The organism is Paenibacillus endophyticus (genome assembly GCF_014192395.1).
In the GTDB taxonomy this organism is placed as follows: Bacteria; Bacillota; Bacilli; order Paenibacillales; family Paenibacillaceae; genus Pristimantibacillus; species Pristimantibacillus endophyticus.
Window position 1 is genome coordinate 129136 of sequence record NZ_JACHXW010000019.1, and the last position, 15368, is coordinate 144503.

16 protein-coding genes are annotated in these 15368 nt (G+C 49.2%); 13 read left to right on the forward strand and 3 right to left on the reverse strand.

Going from position 1 to position 15368, the window contains the following annotated elements; genetic code table 11:
- Positions 1 to 69: 69 nt before the first annotated feature.
- Complete coding sequence (locus FHS16_RS24505) at positions 70 to 1215, forward strand: MFS transporter (protein WP_183569093.1); 1146 nt, start codon at positions 70 to 72, stop codon at positions 1213 to 1215.
- A gap of 192 nt (positions 1216 to 1407) precedes the next feature.
- Here the strand turns inward: FHS16_RS24505 and FHS16_RS24510 are convergent, their stop codons facing one another.
- Positions 1408 to 1569 carry a hypothetical protein gene (locus FHS16_RS24510; RefSeq protein WP_183569095.1) on the reverse strand — a complete coding sequence of 54 codons (162 nt, stop codon included), beginning with the start codon at positions 1567 to 1569 and terminating at the stop codon, positions 1408 to 1410.
- 235 nt (positions 1570 to 1804) lie between these two features.
- On the opposite strand from FHS16_RS24510, the gene FHS16_RS24515 reads away from it, so the two are divergent.
- Together FHS16_RS24515 and FHS16_RS24520 are read left to right on the forward strand one after the other, a co-directional pair.
- On the forward strand, positions 1805 to 2038 hold the full coding sequence (locus FHS16_RS24515; RefSeq protein WP_183569097.1) for a hypothetical protein: 234 nt from the start codon (positions 1805 to 1807) through the stop codon (positions 2036 to 2038).
- A 246-nt stretch (positions 2039 to 2284) separates the two neighbouring features.
- Positions 2285 to 4396 (forward strand): transglycosylase domain-containing protein, encoded by a 2112-nt coding sequence (locus FHS16_RS24520; protein WP_183569099.1) that lies wholly within the window; start codon positions 2285 to 2287, stop codon positions 4394 to 4396.
- 148 nt (positions 4397 to 4544) lie between these two features.
- Here the strand turns inward: FHS16_RS24520 and FHS16_RS24525 are convergent, their stop codons facing one another.
- Positions 4545 to 4892 (reverse strand): hypothetical protein, encoded by a 348-nt coding sequence (locus FHS16_RS24525; RefSeq protein ID WP_183569101.1) that lies wholly within the window; start codon positions 4890 to 4892, stop codon positions 4545 to 4547.
- Between the two features lie 307 nt (positions 4893 to 5199).
- Here FHS16_RS24525 and FHS16_RS24530 point away from each other — a divergent pair, with 307 nt between their 5' ends.
- From FHS16_RS24530 to FHS16_RS24570, 9 genes are all read left to right on the forward strand, one after another.
- Positions 5200 to 7056 (forward strand): IucA/IucC family protein, encoded by a 1857-nt coding sequence (locus FHS16_RS24530; RefSeq protein ID WP_183569145.1) that lies wholly within the window; start codon positions 5200 to 5202, stop codon positions 7054 to 7056.
- A 30-nt stretch (positions 7057 to 7086) separates the two neighbouring features.
- The gene (locus FHS16_RS24535; protein ID WP_183569103.1) at positions 7087 to 8997 is read left to right on the forward strand and encodes an IucA/IucC family protein; all 1911 of its coding nucleotides are present in this window, start codon (positions 7087 to 7089) and stop codon (positions 8995 to 8997) included.
- Positions 8975 to 10255 carry an AMP-binding protein gene (locus FHS16_RS24540; RefSeq protein ID WP_183569105.1) on the forward strand — a complete coding sequence of 427 codons (1281 nt, stop codon included), beginning with the start codon at positions 8975 to 8977 and terminating at the stop codon, positions 10253 to 10255. The genes FHS16_RS24535 and FHS16_RS24540 overlap by 23 nt, the downstream gene beginning before the upstream one ends.
- A complete protein-coding gene (locus FHS16_RS24545; RefSeq protein ID WP_183569107.1) occupies positions 10249 to 10542 on the forward strand; it encodes an acyl carrier protein in 294 nt (97 codons plus the stop codon). The genes FHS16_RS24540 and FHS16_RS24545 overlap by 7 nt, the downstream gene beginning before the upstream one ends.
- A complete protein-coding gene (locus tag FHS16_RS24550) occupies positions 10539 to 11546 on the forward strand; it encodes a DUF6005 family protein (RefSeq protein WP_281379180.1) in 1008 nt (335 codons plus the stop codon). Before FHS16_RS24545 ends, FHS16_RS24550 begins: the two co-directional genes overlap by 4 nt.
- Positions 11543 to 12409, forward strand: a complete 867-nt coding sequence (locus tag FHS16_RS24555; protein WP_183569109.1) for a sugar phosphate isomerase/epimerase family protein — start codon at positions 11543 to 11545, stop codon at positions 12407 to 12409. The genes FHS16_RS24550 and FHS16_RS24555 overlap by 4 nt, the downstream gene beginning before the upstream one ends.
- A gap of 156 nt (positions 12410 to 12565) precedes the next feature.
- The gene (locus FHS16_RS24560; RefSeq protein WP_183569111.1) at positions 12566 to 12862 is read left to right on the forward strand and encodes an antibiotic biosynthesis monooxygenase family protein; all 297 of its coding nucleotides are present in this window, start codon (positions 12566 to 12568) and stop codon (positions 12860 to 12862) included.
- 40 nt (positions 12863 to 12902) lie between these two features.
- Positions 12903 to 13313, forward strand: coding sequence for a DUF4265 domain-containing protein (locus FHS16_RS24565; RefSeq protein WP_183569113.1), 411 nt, complete (start codon positions 12903 to 12905; stop codon positions 13311 to 13313).
- Between the two features lie 31 nt (positions 13314 to 13344).
- Positions 13345 to 14127 (forward strand): SDR family NAD(P)-dependent oxidoreductase, encoded by a 783-nt coding sequence (locus tag FHS16_RS24570; RefSeq protein ID WP_183569115.1) that lies wholly within the window; start codon positions 13345 to 13347, stop codon positions 14125 to 14127.
- A 79-nt stretch (positions 14128 to 14206) separates the two neighbouring features.
- Here the strand turns inward: FHS16_RS24570 and FHS16_RS24575 are convergent, their stop codons facing one another.
- Positions 14207 to 14455 (reverse strand): type B 50S ribosomal protein L31, encoded by a 249-nt coding sequence (locus FHS16_RS24575; RefSeq protein WP_183569118.1) that lies wholly within the window; start codon positions 14453 to 14455, stop codon positions 14207 to 14209.
- Positions 14456 to 14682: 227 nt separating this feature from the next.
- Between FHS16_RS24575 and fur the strand changes: the two genes are divergently transcribed.
- Positions 14683 to 15162: a ferric iron uptake transcriptional regulator gene (gene fur, locus FHS16_RS24580; protein WP_183569120.1), complete on the forward strand. Its 480-nt coding sequence runs from the start codon at positions 14683 to 14685 to the stop codon at positions 15160 to 15162.
- Positions 15163 to 15368: the final 206 nt, after the last annotated feature.

Below are 15368 nucleotides of genomic sequence, written 5' to 3' on the forward strand. Positions count from 1 at the left end.
CTCCAGAGGTTAAAGGTATCGGCGTTTTGGGAAGACAGCATGATTTCTAAGACATAGGGGAGAAAATCCGTGAAAAGCCTAGCAAGCTATTATTTTCTGCTATATCTGGCCGTATCGGTCGTAATGCCTTATACGAGTCTTTTCTTCAGCGAAAAAGGATTTAGCAATACCGTTGTGGGGCTCATCCTATCGTTATGGGCGCTGATTAGCGTGGTATCGCAGCCGATCATGGGCATGCTTAACGACCGGCTCAGCAATCCGCGGCAAATTCTGCTCGTGTCAGCGATTGCAGCACCGCTGATTGGAATTGGCTTTCTCTACTTTGACAGTCTCGGCGCCATTATCGTCATCTCTGTTTTTTTCGTATGGTTCCAATCCTCGATGGGACCGCTTAGCGATTCCATAGCGGTGGACATCGGAAATAGAGAAGGCTTTTCATTCGGCAGCGTGCGGCTATGGGGTGCGCTCAGCTATGCGATTGGCGCCTTTGTGACAGGTTTTTTATATGAACGATACGGCTACGAGCATATCTTCTGGTACTATCTCGGAGTGAATGCCGTGCTTACGCTATTCATATTCCTGCTGCCGAAAGCGAAGCCTGTCTTCAAAAAGGCGACAATTATCGAACAAATTAGCGAGGTAAGCCGAAATAAGCCGTTTCTCATTTTTGTCGGAATCAGCATGCTGGCGTTTATGTCAGTATCGATTAATTTCTCGTTTCTTCCGATTTATTTCAAGGAGCTTGGATTTGATAAAAGCTTGCTTGGCAGCGCTTTTGCGGTAGCAGCCATTATCGAGGTTCCGATGTTCTGGGTTTCGGCGAGACTCAGCAGAAGAATAGGACATTACCAGGTGCTATGTATTGCCGCAGCTATCTATGCTCTCAAATATTTGATGCTGTTTGCATTTGCGGACGTTTATTTAACGCTCGTATTGCAGCTACTGGACGGTATAGCGTTTGCTTTTGTAGCAGGGACGGCAGTCGAAGTGGTTGAGAGCTATTCCAGCGAGCGAACAAGAGCAACGCTGCAAACCGTATTTGCGGCGATTACATGGGGGTTAGGCGGTATTGTCGGCAATGCAGCGGGGGGAGTAATGGTCGATCATCTAGGCGTGCAATCCTTGTATCTGATTCTCGGCATATTTTGCGCGACCGCTTCCATTCTCTATGCCGTAACGAGGAAATTTGCGCAAGGATATAAGGTTGAAACATAGCGGAGATGTCTTTCATGCAAATGGGCTTTCTAATAGGGAGATTCGGAATTGGCTAGTCCAAAAAAGTAAAAAAACAACCTTCGGCGCCACGTTAATGTGGAGCTGAAGGTTGTTTTTTTAACCCCATGGTCCGTGCCGCGTAGGAGCTGGAATTTCCAAGCGCTGCTTCTGAGGCCGCTAATGATGATGCTTTTAGAACATAGGGAAGACGTAACGTACAAGGAAGTATAACGCCCCGAAAAAAATAATGATGTATGCTGCGTACTTAATGAATGTTGACGCGACCAGACTGGAATCGGATTTTTTTTCCACATGACGTTCTTCAATTTCCACATTGCGATGTCCCGTTGCCATTTGAACCACTCCTTTAGTGATTTGGATAGTCTCAATTACCCACACGAATCGATTGTGAATCAGCAAGGATAGTCATATTCCAATCATTTCTTGGGAAATAAGCAAAAAACAGCTTTTTTGGAAAAAAGGTTCTCATCGGTGTATTGCTGCATATAGTAGTTAACGAAGCCCTATTGCTGCAGGTCTGCACGTAGCTTTGCAAAATCATAGAATAGGGCAGCAGGAGGCCAATAAGTTGATTGAGGATTGGAAGCAGTTGAGCAGCAGAGGCGCGGCAAATGTGAAAAACGGCGATGTTTACTATGAAATTGAGCAGACGATCGAGGAGCTTGAAACCTATTTGGAAGCAAACCCGGAGGATGAAATTGCTTGGGTGCAATACAAGCAATTTCTGAATAAGCGGGCCAATTACAATCTGTTGCTGGCGGAGGCATATGGGGAGTTTACTCATCTGATGATGCAGGCGTAATCCAATAGATCAAAGATGACGACTTTAAGGACAGGCTTCGCGGCTCAATGCTTCGTAGTGATCCTATATGCGGCAGAATAATGTTTATACTTGTTTGAAATGGTCTAAGAAATGCTAGAGAGCAGGCTGCTGCGCTCTGGCATTTTTTTATGAGCGGGTTATGCAATGGGCATACATGCGCTGAAAAAAGGGGCAGCCTGCGAATAGTGTAAAAAAGAAGAATAGTTTCAACATGGGGGAAACAGCATGAAAAAGAAATCTGGATTGTCAAAGAAAAGAAAAACGATAAAAATGTTAATCATTCTAGCAGTGGCTTTCCTGCTCATTATGATGCTGGGCGGCTGGACCACCTTTCGGCTGATGATTGACGCGCAGGACATCGAGCGGCTCGATGTGCCGCTGCCAGCTGCGACAGTCGTATACGACAAGGATGGTAAAGAAGCAACACGCATCGCATTCAACAAAATAGAAGAAATGAATTATTCGGATATTCCAAAACATATGGTTGATGCCGTTGTGGCGGTAGAGGACAAGCGGTTCTTCGAGCATGACGGCATGGATGTGCGCGCCATAAGCCGAGCTTTCGTGACCAACTTTACATCGGGAGGAACCGTTCAAGGGGGAAGCACGATTACGCAGCAGCTAGCTAAAAACGTCTTCCTGTCGCAGGAGCGGACATGGTCGAGGAAATGGAACGAGCTGCTGCTGGCTCAGAAGATTGAGGAGCATTACAGCAAGGAACAGATTATGGAGATGTATCTGAACCAAATCTATTACGGGGAAGGCGCATGGGGAATTAACCGTGCGGCAAGCATGTATTTCGGCAAGGAGGCCGAGCAGCTTACCGTAGCTGAGGCAGCTTTGCTGGCTGGATTAATTAAAGCTCCTTCCGCACTCACCCCTTATAAGCATAAAGAGAAGGCATTGAAGAGGCGAAATGTTGTGCTTCAGCTTATGAGGGAGCAGGGACGGATTAGCGAAGTCATATACAGAACCGCCTTGGAAGAGCCGATTGTCCTGTTGAGCGCGAAGCCTAACCGGGTCGATGATATTCATTATCCGTATTATGTCGAGCAAATAATCCGCGAAGCGATGGCCGAGTATGGCCTATCCGAGAATGAGGTGCTTCAGGGCGGCCTGCGCATTTATACCGAATTGAATACGGACATGCAGCAAGCAGCAGAGCAGGTTTATGCGAACAATTCACTATTTCCCGAGAGCATGAAGGATCAGCTTATCCAAAGCGGCGCTGTCCTTGTAGATCCGCGCAGCGGCGGCATTCGCGCTCTTGTTGGCGGGAGAGGTGAACAGCCCTTCCGCGGCTTTAACAGAGCGACGCAGTTGAAGCGTCAGCCAGGCTCTACGATTAAGCCGGCAGTTGTCTATACGCCGGCATTGGAGCTTGGATATATGCCAGCGGATGAGCTGGTGGACGAACCAGTCAACATAAACGGATATGAGCCCCAGAATGCCGACGGTTCCTTCCACGGAAAGGTATCGTTATACGAAGCGCTTATTCATTCCTATAATATTCCGGCCGTGAAGCTCTTGAATGAAATGGGAATTCAAAAGGGAATGGATGCTGCTGACAGATTCGGCATTCCGTTGTCAAAGGAAGATCAATCGTTGGGACTTGCGCTTGGCGGTCTTCACGAAGGCGTGGCACCGATCCATATGGCTGAGGCATTCGGCGTGTTCGCCAATGACGGCGTAAGGATCAAATCGCATGCGATAACTCGTATCGAATCCGCAGATGGCGAGGTGTTAGCTTTATTCGACCAGGCCAAGAGCAGCACGATGGTGACAGAGCCAGCCGTTGCCCGCTTGATGACTGCCATGCTGCAGGGCGTTATTGAAGAGGGAACGGGTACTGCGGCAGCGGTAGAAGGCCGCTTGCTGGCAGGCAAATCCGGAACGACGCAAATGCCGGGGACGGAGGGCTACGGCGCGAAGGACAACTGGTTTGTTGGCTATGCGCCTCAGCTGGTTGGGGCGGTGTGGCTAGGCTACGATCAAACCGACAGCAGCCATTATTTGTCCACAAGCTCGAAAGCGGCAGCATCCGTATTCCAAGCGTTGTTCACAGCAGCTTTAAAGAATGAGCCGGTTCTTTCTTTCCCGGAAACTCCTGAGCTTATATTGAATAAGAAGAAAGAGAGCAATATGGATAAAGACAACGATAAGGCGAAAGACAAAAAAAAGAATGAAAAGGAAAAGCGTGAAAAAGAAAAAAAGGACGAGAAGTCTAAAAAAGAACGTGAAAGGGAACAGAAGAAGGACCGAGACGGCAGGAAGAACAAAGAGAGAGACAGGCATGGCGATCAGAAGGATAGGGATAAGGACAGGGATGACGACTAGGATAACGACTAGATAACGACAAGGATAACGACTAGATAAGCAAAGGTTTAACGTCATAGTTCCATAGATAGAGAAGAACGGTCTCCTCGCGTAGTTTAACTGGAGACCGTTCTTTTGGCTTGTGCGGTTTTTCCTAGATCCCTGCCCGTTATTTTCCTTTGGCTACAAAAAAACCGATCAGGATAATAGCAAGCCCCGTCCATGTTCGCCACGATGGAGTTTCCCTCATAAAGATGAAGCCCATGAAAAGCGATACAAACAGCTCCATTCCTTTGGAGGCAAGCAGCACGTAGCCTAAGCTTCCTATCGCCTTATATCCCCATTTGATGCCATAGCCAATACAAAGATTAGCGATGAGGAACAACGGCAAAGCCAGCAGTTGAAATTTGAGGGTTGTCCAGAAATGGGGATCAATATGCTTGTTCTGATACGAATATATCGCATTGACGACAAGCAATCCCGTAAGCAGCAGCGCTGAGCTGTAGATGTAATGCAAGCAGGGCCTCCATCGATTTTTGTCCTATGCAAATAATGTTTCCACACAGCAACATATTTATGAATGAGCAAAAAATAAAAACCAAAACGGGATTATGTCGAATGGTGACGAATGAAACCGACGTATAAAGGCATCGTAGTTAAAAAGAACCATTTTTATCCAGAAGGTTGTATTGATAATGATAATCATTTACGATATCAAATGAAGTCAACGCCGCAGCACACAAACGTTCGAACAAGGAGGTAATTTTATCGTTAACACGTCGCAAACGAGTGATGAGGCGAAGGGAAAGACTCGAAAGCTATCGATACATGATCAAGCTCATTCCGATGCGAAGCGATTCGCCGAAGAAGCTACTATAACGAATGTTCTAAACTGCTATTTGCGCGAGACGGGCATTGATCATTGCATTAGTCCGCTCCTTTCTGTTGAGTTTCCCGTAAAAAGGAACCGATTCGAATCAATCGATTATTTGCACATTCATCTGTGCCGACAGCAAGTTGATGTGTATGCCGCGGTCCAATACGTATCCGCTACCGGAAAGCATCGCTATGAGTTTCCTCTGTTCTACCGCAACTCTCCGCAAGGGACGATGCTAGAGGCTGATTATTTGACGTTAACGGCATTGCTGGTGAAGGAGCTATCCATCATTTATGAGAATGGCCAATTCGCCGGGGAACTCGTTTACCGGGTTATCCAGAGCTGCCATCATATTCAATCATTCATCGAAGCAAGGTCAGACGATTACGATAGCCTTTACGGGACTTCGTTCTCTTTCATCGACGCCGAACAATCATTGATTTTTGGCCATTCGATGCATCCGACTCCGAAAAGCAGGCAAGGCATTCCCGATGCAAGAAAAATAGAGTATTCCCCAGAGCTGAAGGGAAAGCTGCGCTTGCATTATTTTGCGGCTAAAACCGAGATCGTCAAGGAAGGCTCGAGCTTAGAGCAATCCGCAACGGCTTGGATCAAAACCCATCTATCCGAGCAGAAACAATTGAAGTCCCACCCGATCCAAAACTATATCCGCTCTAACGATTGGTCAATTCTCCCCGTGCATCCCTTGCAAGCGGAACATATGCTGAACACGCCGGAGGTCCTTGGCTGGCTGGATTCCGGCATGCTGCTCAATCTAGGGCAGCTAGGCGAGAAATATTATGCTACCTCTTCCATACGCACGCTCTATCATTCGAGAGCCCCGTTCATGATTAAGGTGTCTGCCCCCATTAAAGTAACGAATTCGCTTCGGATCAACAAAACAAGGGAGCTTGGCTGCGGCGGGGAAGTCATGAGGCTCTTTGGCACCGCGGTAGGCGATGTGAGCAGGCATTACCCTGGTTTTACGATCGTTCATGATCCTGCATTTATTACGCTTCAGTCACAATCGAAAGAAGAATCAGGGTTTGAGATCGTGCTTCGCATGAATCCATTCATGAATAAGCAAGCGGAGCAAGCCACGTTAACCGCTGCGCTTGTGCAGCAGGCCATACCTGGCAGCAGATCACGTTTGGCTAATATCATTGAATCAATCGCGCAGCGTGAAGGAAGATCGGCTGCCGAAGTAAGCGTGGATTGGTTCAAACGCTATTTGAAGCTTTCCCTATGCCCAATGCTGTGGCTGTACATGAAATACGGAATAGCGCTTGAAGCCCATCAGCAGAATAGCGTGATTCGGTTGGCGGATGGTTACCCCGCCCACTATTATTACCGCGATAATCAAGGCTATTATTTCTGCGAATCGATGAGAGGGGTGCTGGAGCAGGCTTTGCCGGGAATCGGGATTGCGACAGGCAATTTCTACGAAGATCAAGTCGTCGATGAAAGATTTTGTTATTACGTCATCATTAATCATATGTTTGGCTTAATACAGGGCTTTGGCACAGAAGGCTTAATCGGGGAAAGCGAGCTTCTAAAAGAACTTGCCAATGTGCTCGTTGACCATCTGCCGCTCAGCCGCGACAGCTCTGCTTTATTCGAGATGCTGCTGGAGAACGATAAGCTGCCCTGCAAAGCGAATCTGCTGACTCGCTTCCATGACGTGGATGAGCTTGCGGGAAGCCATGAGACCCCGGCTATCTATGTCCAAATGGATAATCCCGTCTATCGTACCGTTCAGGAATCAAGCTTCGAAGCCTCGCGAAAGCTGACTGCGGCGTTTTGATTCAATAGGCAAGCAAAGGAGGGAGCAATATTGCTTCGGCAGGCGTATCGGGTTAGTGAGGCAATCGCTTCGCCTATTTACAAACAGGTTACCGAAAGAATCGTTAGGCAGCTGTTGGAATCGCTGCTATACGAGCAGATTGTTATGGCACGCCAGGAAAAAGAAGGGGAGAAAATCGTTTTTAGGATCGATGGCAAGGATGCATACGGGAAAATGGTGACCTACAGCTGCACAGGCAGAAGGGCCTACACGTTCGGGAGAATCAGACTTGAGCGGGATTCTGTCACTCGGTCAGTGAACCATGCTGTAAATCAGGACCTGCAGCCGGGACAGGTGCTGTTCGAGCTACTACCAGGCAGAGGAGAGGGAGACGGCTGCGGAAATCTTCGGGCGATGGCTGACGAGCTTGAACAAACGCGGCTCAAGGACGTTCTCGCGCAATACGAGCGGGCGAAGCGCTTCTTGCCGTTAAAGGGCTTATCCTTTGACGAGCTGGAGCGGGAAATCATGGACGGACATCCATACCATCCATGCTACAAGTCGAGGATGGGCTTTCAGTATGAGGATAATTATGCTTACGGACCAGAGTACAAGCAGGAGCTACATCCTTTGTGGGTGGCTATCAACAAAACGATTGCCAAATCGGCAATCATAAGCGGAGCGAGCTTTGAGCAATTGCTTGTTGATGAGCTGGGCGAAGAGCAAATGGCTGCATTCCGCGAGCGGCTTGTGCAGGCCGGCTGCGACCCGCTGCAATACATATGGCTGCCTGTGCATCCCTGGCAATGGAGAAATAAAATTGTCCCTGCTTTCATTAGTGAACTGCACGACAAGCAGATTGTCCTCTTGGGCAGCGGCACGGACGCTTACATGGCTCAGCAGTCGATACGTACGCTATCCAACGCATCCCATCCCGGCAAGGCCAGCGTGAAGCTGTCCTTGCACATCCGAAACACGTCGTCCGTTCGCTCGCTCACTCCTCATTCAGTCGTCAGCGCGCCGGCTGTTTCGGAATGGTTGAGCAGAATCGTCGAGGCGGACAGCTATTTCAAAAAAGAGGCACGCGTCATTATTTTGAAGGAGTTTGCCGGCGTGACCTTTCAAGCTGACGCAGAGGCAGAAAGCAGAGATCCACGGGAGATTGAACGTTACGGAGCACTGGGAACGATTTGGCGAGAGAGCGTGCATAAGTATTTGGCAGCCGATGAGCAAGCGGTCCCATTCCACGCCCTGTATGCGCTTGAATCTGACGGGACGCCGTTTATTGATCCTTGGATACAACGAGTCGGCATTACGGCATGGCTGGAGAGGCTGCTTGAAGCCGCGATGCTGCCTGTCGTTCATTTGCTCATCATGCACGGAATAGCACTGGAATCCCATGCGCAGAACATGATACTCGTACATCAAAACGGCTTGCCGGCTAGAGTGGCGCTCAAAGATTTCCATGAAGGCGTCGAATATTGCGAGGCTGGAGTAAGCGCCATCGTATCGCCGCCTCCGTTCAGGGAAATCCATCCCGTCTATGCCCAAGGGAAGCTTGATGATTACTACGAGATGAAGGAATGCTCATCGCTTGTCGCGATGACACTGGATGCTTTGTTCATGATTAATTTAGGCGAGCTGGCACTCCTGCTTCATGATCGGTACAGCTACAGGGAGGAAGACTTCTGGAAGCTTGCCGTCAAGGTGCTCTCCGCGCATCAGAAGCAATATCAAGGCCAGTGCGAGCGCTTCAAGCTATTCGATCTTTATGTGGCAAGCTGTCCCGTCGAGCAGCTCGCGAACAGCAGGCTGCAATCGGAAGCAACCGAATTTTGCCATATGGTTGAGAATCCGTTGCATTTGGCGATGGAGGAACGGGTACGCGAAGAACGGATGGCGCTTGGTGAGAAAAAAAAAAGAGAGGAGCTGCACAGCTATGCTTCAGGTCAATCGAAATAAAATATCCGTGGCGGAGCATGAACGGAACTGGCATGCCTATTTGAGATTGCCGCATCTGCAAAAACCGCAGGGGAAGCGTTTCGCCTTATGCATTTCCGATGCCGCGCAGCTGATCTCGTTAGTGCTGTTTCTGAAGGAACATGGAAGCTCCATCTTGCTCATGCATGGCGGTATGCCGCTTGAAGCAGCGCTCACAACGTCGGAGGGGGCAGGGTGTGCGGGATTGATCTATCAGGAGCCGGCAACCTATTTCGCCAATAATGGCTCTGCAGCCGTTATCACGGACAACAAAGCGAAGATTTACCAATTCAGTTCGGGGACGACAGGCCATCCGAAGCTCATTGGCCGCAGCTGGGACATAATTCAGGATGAAATAGCGTCTTACAACGAAGCAATCGGGCTAAGTGCAGAAGTTGTGCCGATCGTATTGACGCCAGTCACCCATTCATACGGCTTATTATGCGGCGTGCTGGCTTCCCTAGCCAGAGGAGCAGAGCCTATTGTCGTGACGAATGCAAATCCGAAGCTCACGCTAGCGCTCATACGCGACTTTCCGGATCATATCGTATACGGCGTACCGGCCCAGTTGCAAACCATTGCCGCTTTAAGCCATGGGCAGGCGAAGCTGAATAAGCTGATGAGCTCGGGGATGCCTATGTCCGTCCGAGCATTCGAGCAGCTCGGTCAAACGGGAAGCAAGCTGCTGCAGCAATATGGCTGCTCAGAGGCAGGCTGCATCAGCTTGAGTACGGGAATGAGATCTGCGCATGATTTAGGATTGCCGCTTCGCAAGTGGAAGGTAAGCGTTGCTTCAACTGAAGGAGAGTCGCTGATGAAGGGTACCCGTACCCCAGCGGAGCTCGTTGCCGAATCTGCCGAATTGACGGTGAGAACAGGCGATCTTGGTCTTGTGCATGCAGATGGAACGCTGACCTATGTATCGAGGCTTGACGATGTGATCAACGTTGGCGGCCTTAAGGTGTACCCCCTCGAAGTAGAGGCGGTTATCGCTGCAATGCCTGGGATTAGAGAGAATGTTATTTATCGAGGGAACCATCCGATTGCCGGCGATAAGGTCAGGTGCATGGCAGTCGCCGAGGAGAAAATACAGCCGGAGTCTGTGCGGGAATGGTGCTTGAAGCGGCTTCCTGCCTACAAGGTTCCGCTGGAGATTACTCTCGTGAGCGAAATCCCGAAAGGCGCTACCGGTAAAATAAGCAGGCGGCAATTGGAGCTGGAGGAGGCTGTGCAATGTTGAGGACAGAGGTCAAACAAAAGCTGGAGCAGCTCCTAATCTATCGTTTGGAATCGGAAACGGTAAGGAAGCTGCAGCCCTTGGAAGAGAGCATCCGCTTAAATGAGGATTTATATTTGGATTCGGTCATGATTCTTCAGATGATTGTTTTTATCGAAGAAGACATGAGGCTTTTTGTACCGGAGGACGAGGTAGATCCAAGCATATTTGGGACGGTTGGCTCGTTGCTGGATTTTATCATAAAGCTGGAACCGCTCGACTTAAACGTGGCAGGTGATCTTGGACGATGATGAAGCAGCCGCTTGAGGGAGAAGAATCGATTAAGGTCCATTGCTTAATCAGCTGTTTATGTGAAATTGTGAAACGAAACAGCTCTGTTGATTACAGGCCATTTTATTTTGGAGTATGGGACGGGGACTTTGTCGTAAATGAGAACGAGGAGCTGTCTTATTTCTCGAAGGACATCTCGCATGAGGGTTATTTGGAGTGGTATGCGCATCTGTTCGGGCTGCCCGTACAGGAATGGTATGATTTCTCGCGCAGCAAGGCGTACAATGTCGAGTTGCTGCTTCATTTGCTGGAGGAGAAGCCTGCGCATCGGTCCATTATCGTTCACATTGACATGGCGCTTATGCCGGAGAGGGAAAATAAGTTCCATCAGAAGCCGTTCCCGCATTTTCTTATGATTGAGAAAACGGATAATGAGGACGAATGGTTCATGTGCGATCCGGATTTCCGCTGGGAAGGCATCGTGCGCCGCGAGCGCGTGCTTGAGGCAATAAGCGGTAATGCATTCGGCGGCGGTTATTATATTGACGCCATCGATATTCAAGAGCCTGCCAGGGAGAAGGTGGAGCAGCTGTTTTTGGCTACCTTCAAAGGCGATCGGAACGAACTGACCACTCAGATCAGAGGCATTGTCGCTAGGCTGTCGGCAGGCGGCGAAGCTGAACAGCTGCGTCGGCTTACGCCTTCGCTGCGCCAGCTGAAGGTGCTCGCCATAAGAAAATACGGCTATGAGCATGCTTTTATGTATTTGATGCCGGAGCGGGATCCAAGTGACTCTGCGTTTATTCGCTACTGTGACCTGGTCGAGGAGCTGGTGCAGGGCTATACGACAGTCCAGTATCTAGCGATTAAGCTGGCCACTACGCATCGAATGGAGCTTGTTGAAACCATTAACACGCACTTGGACCGCCTTGACGGCGTTGAAACACAGATTAAACAGGGACTTGAACAGTTTTTCTTCCGTTGGCGCGAGCGTGCAGCTGTCGAAGCAGGAGGTCGGATATGAAAATCGCGTTATGCACGATCTCGTTCCGCCATCAGCTCATCTCTATGAATGAATTGATTGCATTCGCTGCCGCGCATGGATTTAACGGCATCGAGCTATGGGGTACGCATGCCCGCAGCATGTATGAGGCAAAGGGCAGCTATGGCCAAATGGAAGATCCGAGAGCGCAGCTCGCAAAGAACGGGCTGGAAGTGTCGATGCTGAGCGATTACTTGAATATTGCTCTTGATGTAGACTATTCCCGGATCGAGAAGCAGGCCAAGCAAGTAATTTCGCTCGCTGATTGGTTCAACGTGAGCCGTATCCGCACGTTTGCAGGCGAGAGGCCAAGCGGGGAAGTAGGAATGGCGGAATGGACGCAATATCTCGATCGGCTGCGGTTTATTGGTGATTTGTGCGCAAGGGCGAGCAAAAAGCTGCTGCTGGAAACCCATCCGAACACGCTCGCCGATCGGTTGGACAGCACGCTGCGCTTAATGGAGGAGCTTGACCATCCTGCGATTGGGCTTAATCTGGACGTATTCCATTTGTGGGAGTCAGGAGCGGACCCGCTTGCATCGATGTCACTGCTTAACCCATGGGTCGACTATTATCATTTGAAAAATAGTGCTTCTCTTCAGCAAGCCAAGCTGTTTGAGCCGCATAATGTATATTCGCCGAGCGGAGACCGCAGAGGGATGGTTCCGCTGTGCGAAGGGGCCATCGATTACCGCCCGGTGCTGGAGCAAATAAAAAGGGATGCAATCGGCGCACAATCGGGACGTTTCGTCTCGCTCGAGTGGTTCGGTACGAACAGCCAAGCAGTATTGGCCCAAGATATCGCGTTTATTCGAAAAGCACATGCTGCGCAGCCTATTGGCTAATCTTCCAATAAGATGAACGATTCAATTGTACGACAGCAATAGCCTTAGAAGAAGCAAGCCCTGCTGGGGGTTGCTTCTTTGCCGTGTCCAATAGACATCATGTAGCGTTTTAATGGCAATTCGTATATGCTAGATTTATATAAAGGAGCTGGTACAATGATCCTGGAGGCTGCAGTGCTGCAGGTCAAAGAGGGCCTGGCAGAAGCGTTTGAGCGTGATTTCAATCTCGCTTCGGCAATGATTTCGAGTATGAAGGGCTATCAGGGGCATGAGCTTCAGAAATGCATAGAGGTGAGCCATAAATACCTATTGCTCGTAAGATGGGAAACGCTCGAGGATCACACAGAGGGCTTTCGCCAATCGAAGGAATATTTGACTTGGAAGAAATACTTGCATCATTACTACGATCCTTTCCCGACCGTAGAGCATTTCGCCAATGTGGCCATCAGCTAAAACCGTTTTATTGAAGCTTCACTGAAAATAGATATAGAGGGTGAGCAGCATTCAAGATTTTATACCGTTGCATCTTAGCTTCGACGGAGCAGGCCAAGAGGTTGAAGTACTAGATGTCATTCAGCTGGATAAGGATATCTATCGAATAGAAGAAAATCCTGTGTTTACGGAAAATGTAGCATTCGGGGACGTTATTCGCGTAAAAACGCTGGAGGATGTATCCATCTATATCGAAACCATTGAAAAATCTACGTTTACGCGCCATAATTGGCTGCTCAGCAAAGAGGTCATTTATTCGCTTGAGCTAAAGGTGCTCAAAAACAAAATACGTGATTGGCAAGGCAAATCCCAGCAAGTGTTCGGCGGCATCTTCATCGTGAATTTGCCTGCGCATACCGAAGTGGATATCAACGAAGAAGTTCAGAAGGTGATTCGTACGGTTCAGAAATAAACAGCTGCGCGGCAGCATGGGAGGACATGAGATGGAGCTTGGGCTTAAAGGGAAGATTGCGGTTATAACAGGCGGGAGTAAAGGCATCGGCTTTGCTACGGCACTGCTGCTGGCCTCTGAGGGTGCTGAGGTTGCAATTGTCGCAAGGGACGAGGAAGCGCTTCGCAGAGCAGCGGAGCAGATTAACGTACAGACGGGCAAAGAAGTGCTCGCCATTAGCGCGGACGTCTCGAAGACCGGCGAGGCGGCTCGCGTGATCGAGGAAACCGTAGATAGATTTGGCGGCGTACATATTCTTGTGAACAATGCGGGAACATCGGCAGCCAAGCCGTTCGAGCATGTAGACGAAGATGCCTGGTCAGCGGATCTGGATTTAAAGCTGCTCGGAGCCGTGCAATTCTCCCAGGCAGCGCTGCCGCATATGCGTCAAGCTGGCGGAGGAGCGATCGTCAACGTTACCGCGATTGGCGGCAAAACGCCGGGAGCCTCCTCTTTGCCGACCTCTGTCAGCCGTGCAGCAGGACTGGCGCTTACGAAGGCGATGAGCAAGGATCTAGCCGGAGCTGGCGTAAGAGTCAACGCCGTCTGCATCGGACTCATTCGAAGCGCGCAGATTGAGCGCATGTGGCAAGCTCAGTCACCAGAGTTAAGCTGGGAAGCGTTTGCCGCCGATCCGCGTCATGGCATACCGCTCGGACGAATAGGCGATGCACGGGAAGCAGCTAATGTGATCGGATTCCTTGTATCGGAGGCCGCATCTTTTGTAACAGGAACTTCGGTGAATATTGATGGGGGCATATCAGCTGTCTTATAAGAACGACAAAAAGAAAAATGCTCTTAACGAGCCGGCTTACGGCTAAGCTGCGTTAAGAGCTTTTTTTAATTCATGATGCTTATTTCTTTTGTTGGATACGTTGGTTAAACCGGTCAACGCGTCCGCCTTTATCCGTATTGCGCTGTTTGCCCGTATAGAACGGATGCGAGGCTGAGCTAGTATCTACGCGGATAACCGGGTAGCTGTTGCCGTCTTCCCATTCCATTTTCTCATTCGACGATTTGGTCGAGCCCGTCAACATTTTGAAGCCGCTGCTCACATCAAAAAACAAAACTTGATGGTATGCGGGATGTATGCCTTGCTTCATTATATTCACCTATCCTTTATTAGTAATACTTACGAAAAACTATAGTTGTATCATAGACGATAAACGATTGGCATGTCAAGGAGCGTGCTGCGGCACGTATTAAAATATGGTATTTGCTAATTTCGCAAAAGTATACTACCATTAAATTATAATCATTCTAAAAGTAAGCCTTTTCATTGGAAAAACATAATGATGACAAGGCTTTGAATAAGAGGAGGTATCTCTGCATGTTAAACATCACCGCAGAAATGGACCGAATAAACCGGCATTTGATGGCAAATGGATATAAGCTTACGACTCAGCGTGAAATTATATTGCGAGTACTGCTCGAGAACGAAATGGACCACTTGAGCGCAGAAGGCGTCTTCATGCTCGTCAAACAGAAATATTCCGAGATCGGGCTTGCAACCGTTTATCGCACACTCGAGCTGCTTGCGGAGCTTCATGTCGTGGAGAAGATGAATTTCGGCGACGGCGTAGCACGTTACGATCTTCGCGAGGAAGGGCATGAACATATGCATCACCATCTTATCTGCGACGAATGCGGCTCGCTCACAGAAATCAAGGAGGACTGGCTCTGCGAGATCGAGCAGCGCATTGAACGCGAATTCGGATTTAAGGTGACGGATCACCGGCTGGATTTCACAGGAACGTACAAGTCATGCAGCAAAGGCGGCTGCAAGCGAGGCAGGAAAGCCGTATCGTAAGCTGAGCTGGAAGCAAGGACGCTTGCTTCGACGGATAAGTTAAGCCTCTGAAAGCAAACATTGCGAAGCCTTAACAGGCAACCAATGCTGCTTGAGGGGGCTTTTTTATGGGACGGATTGTAAAATGAAGTGCGACACCTAAAAAAACAAAAGGCCCATGAAGGCTTCGTGTAAAATGGAAGTTACCACACCACCATTTTGTACAG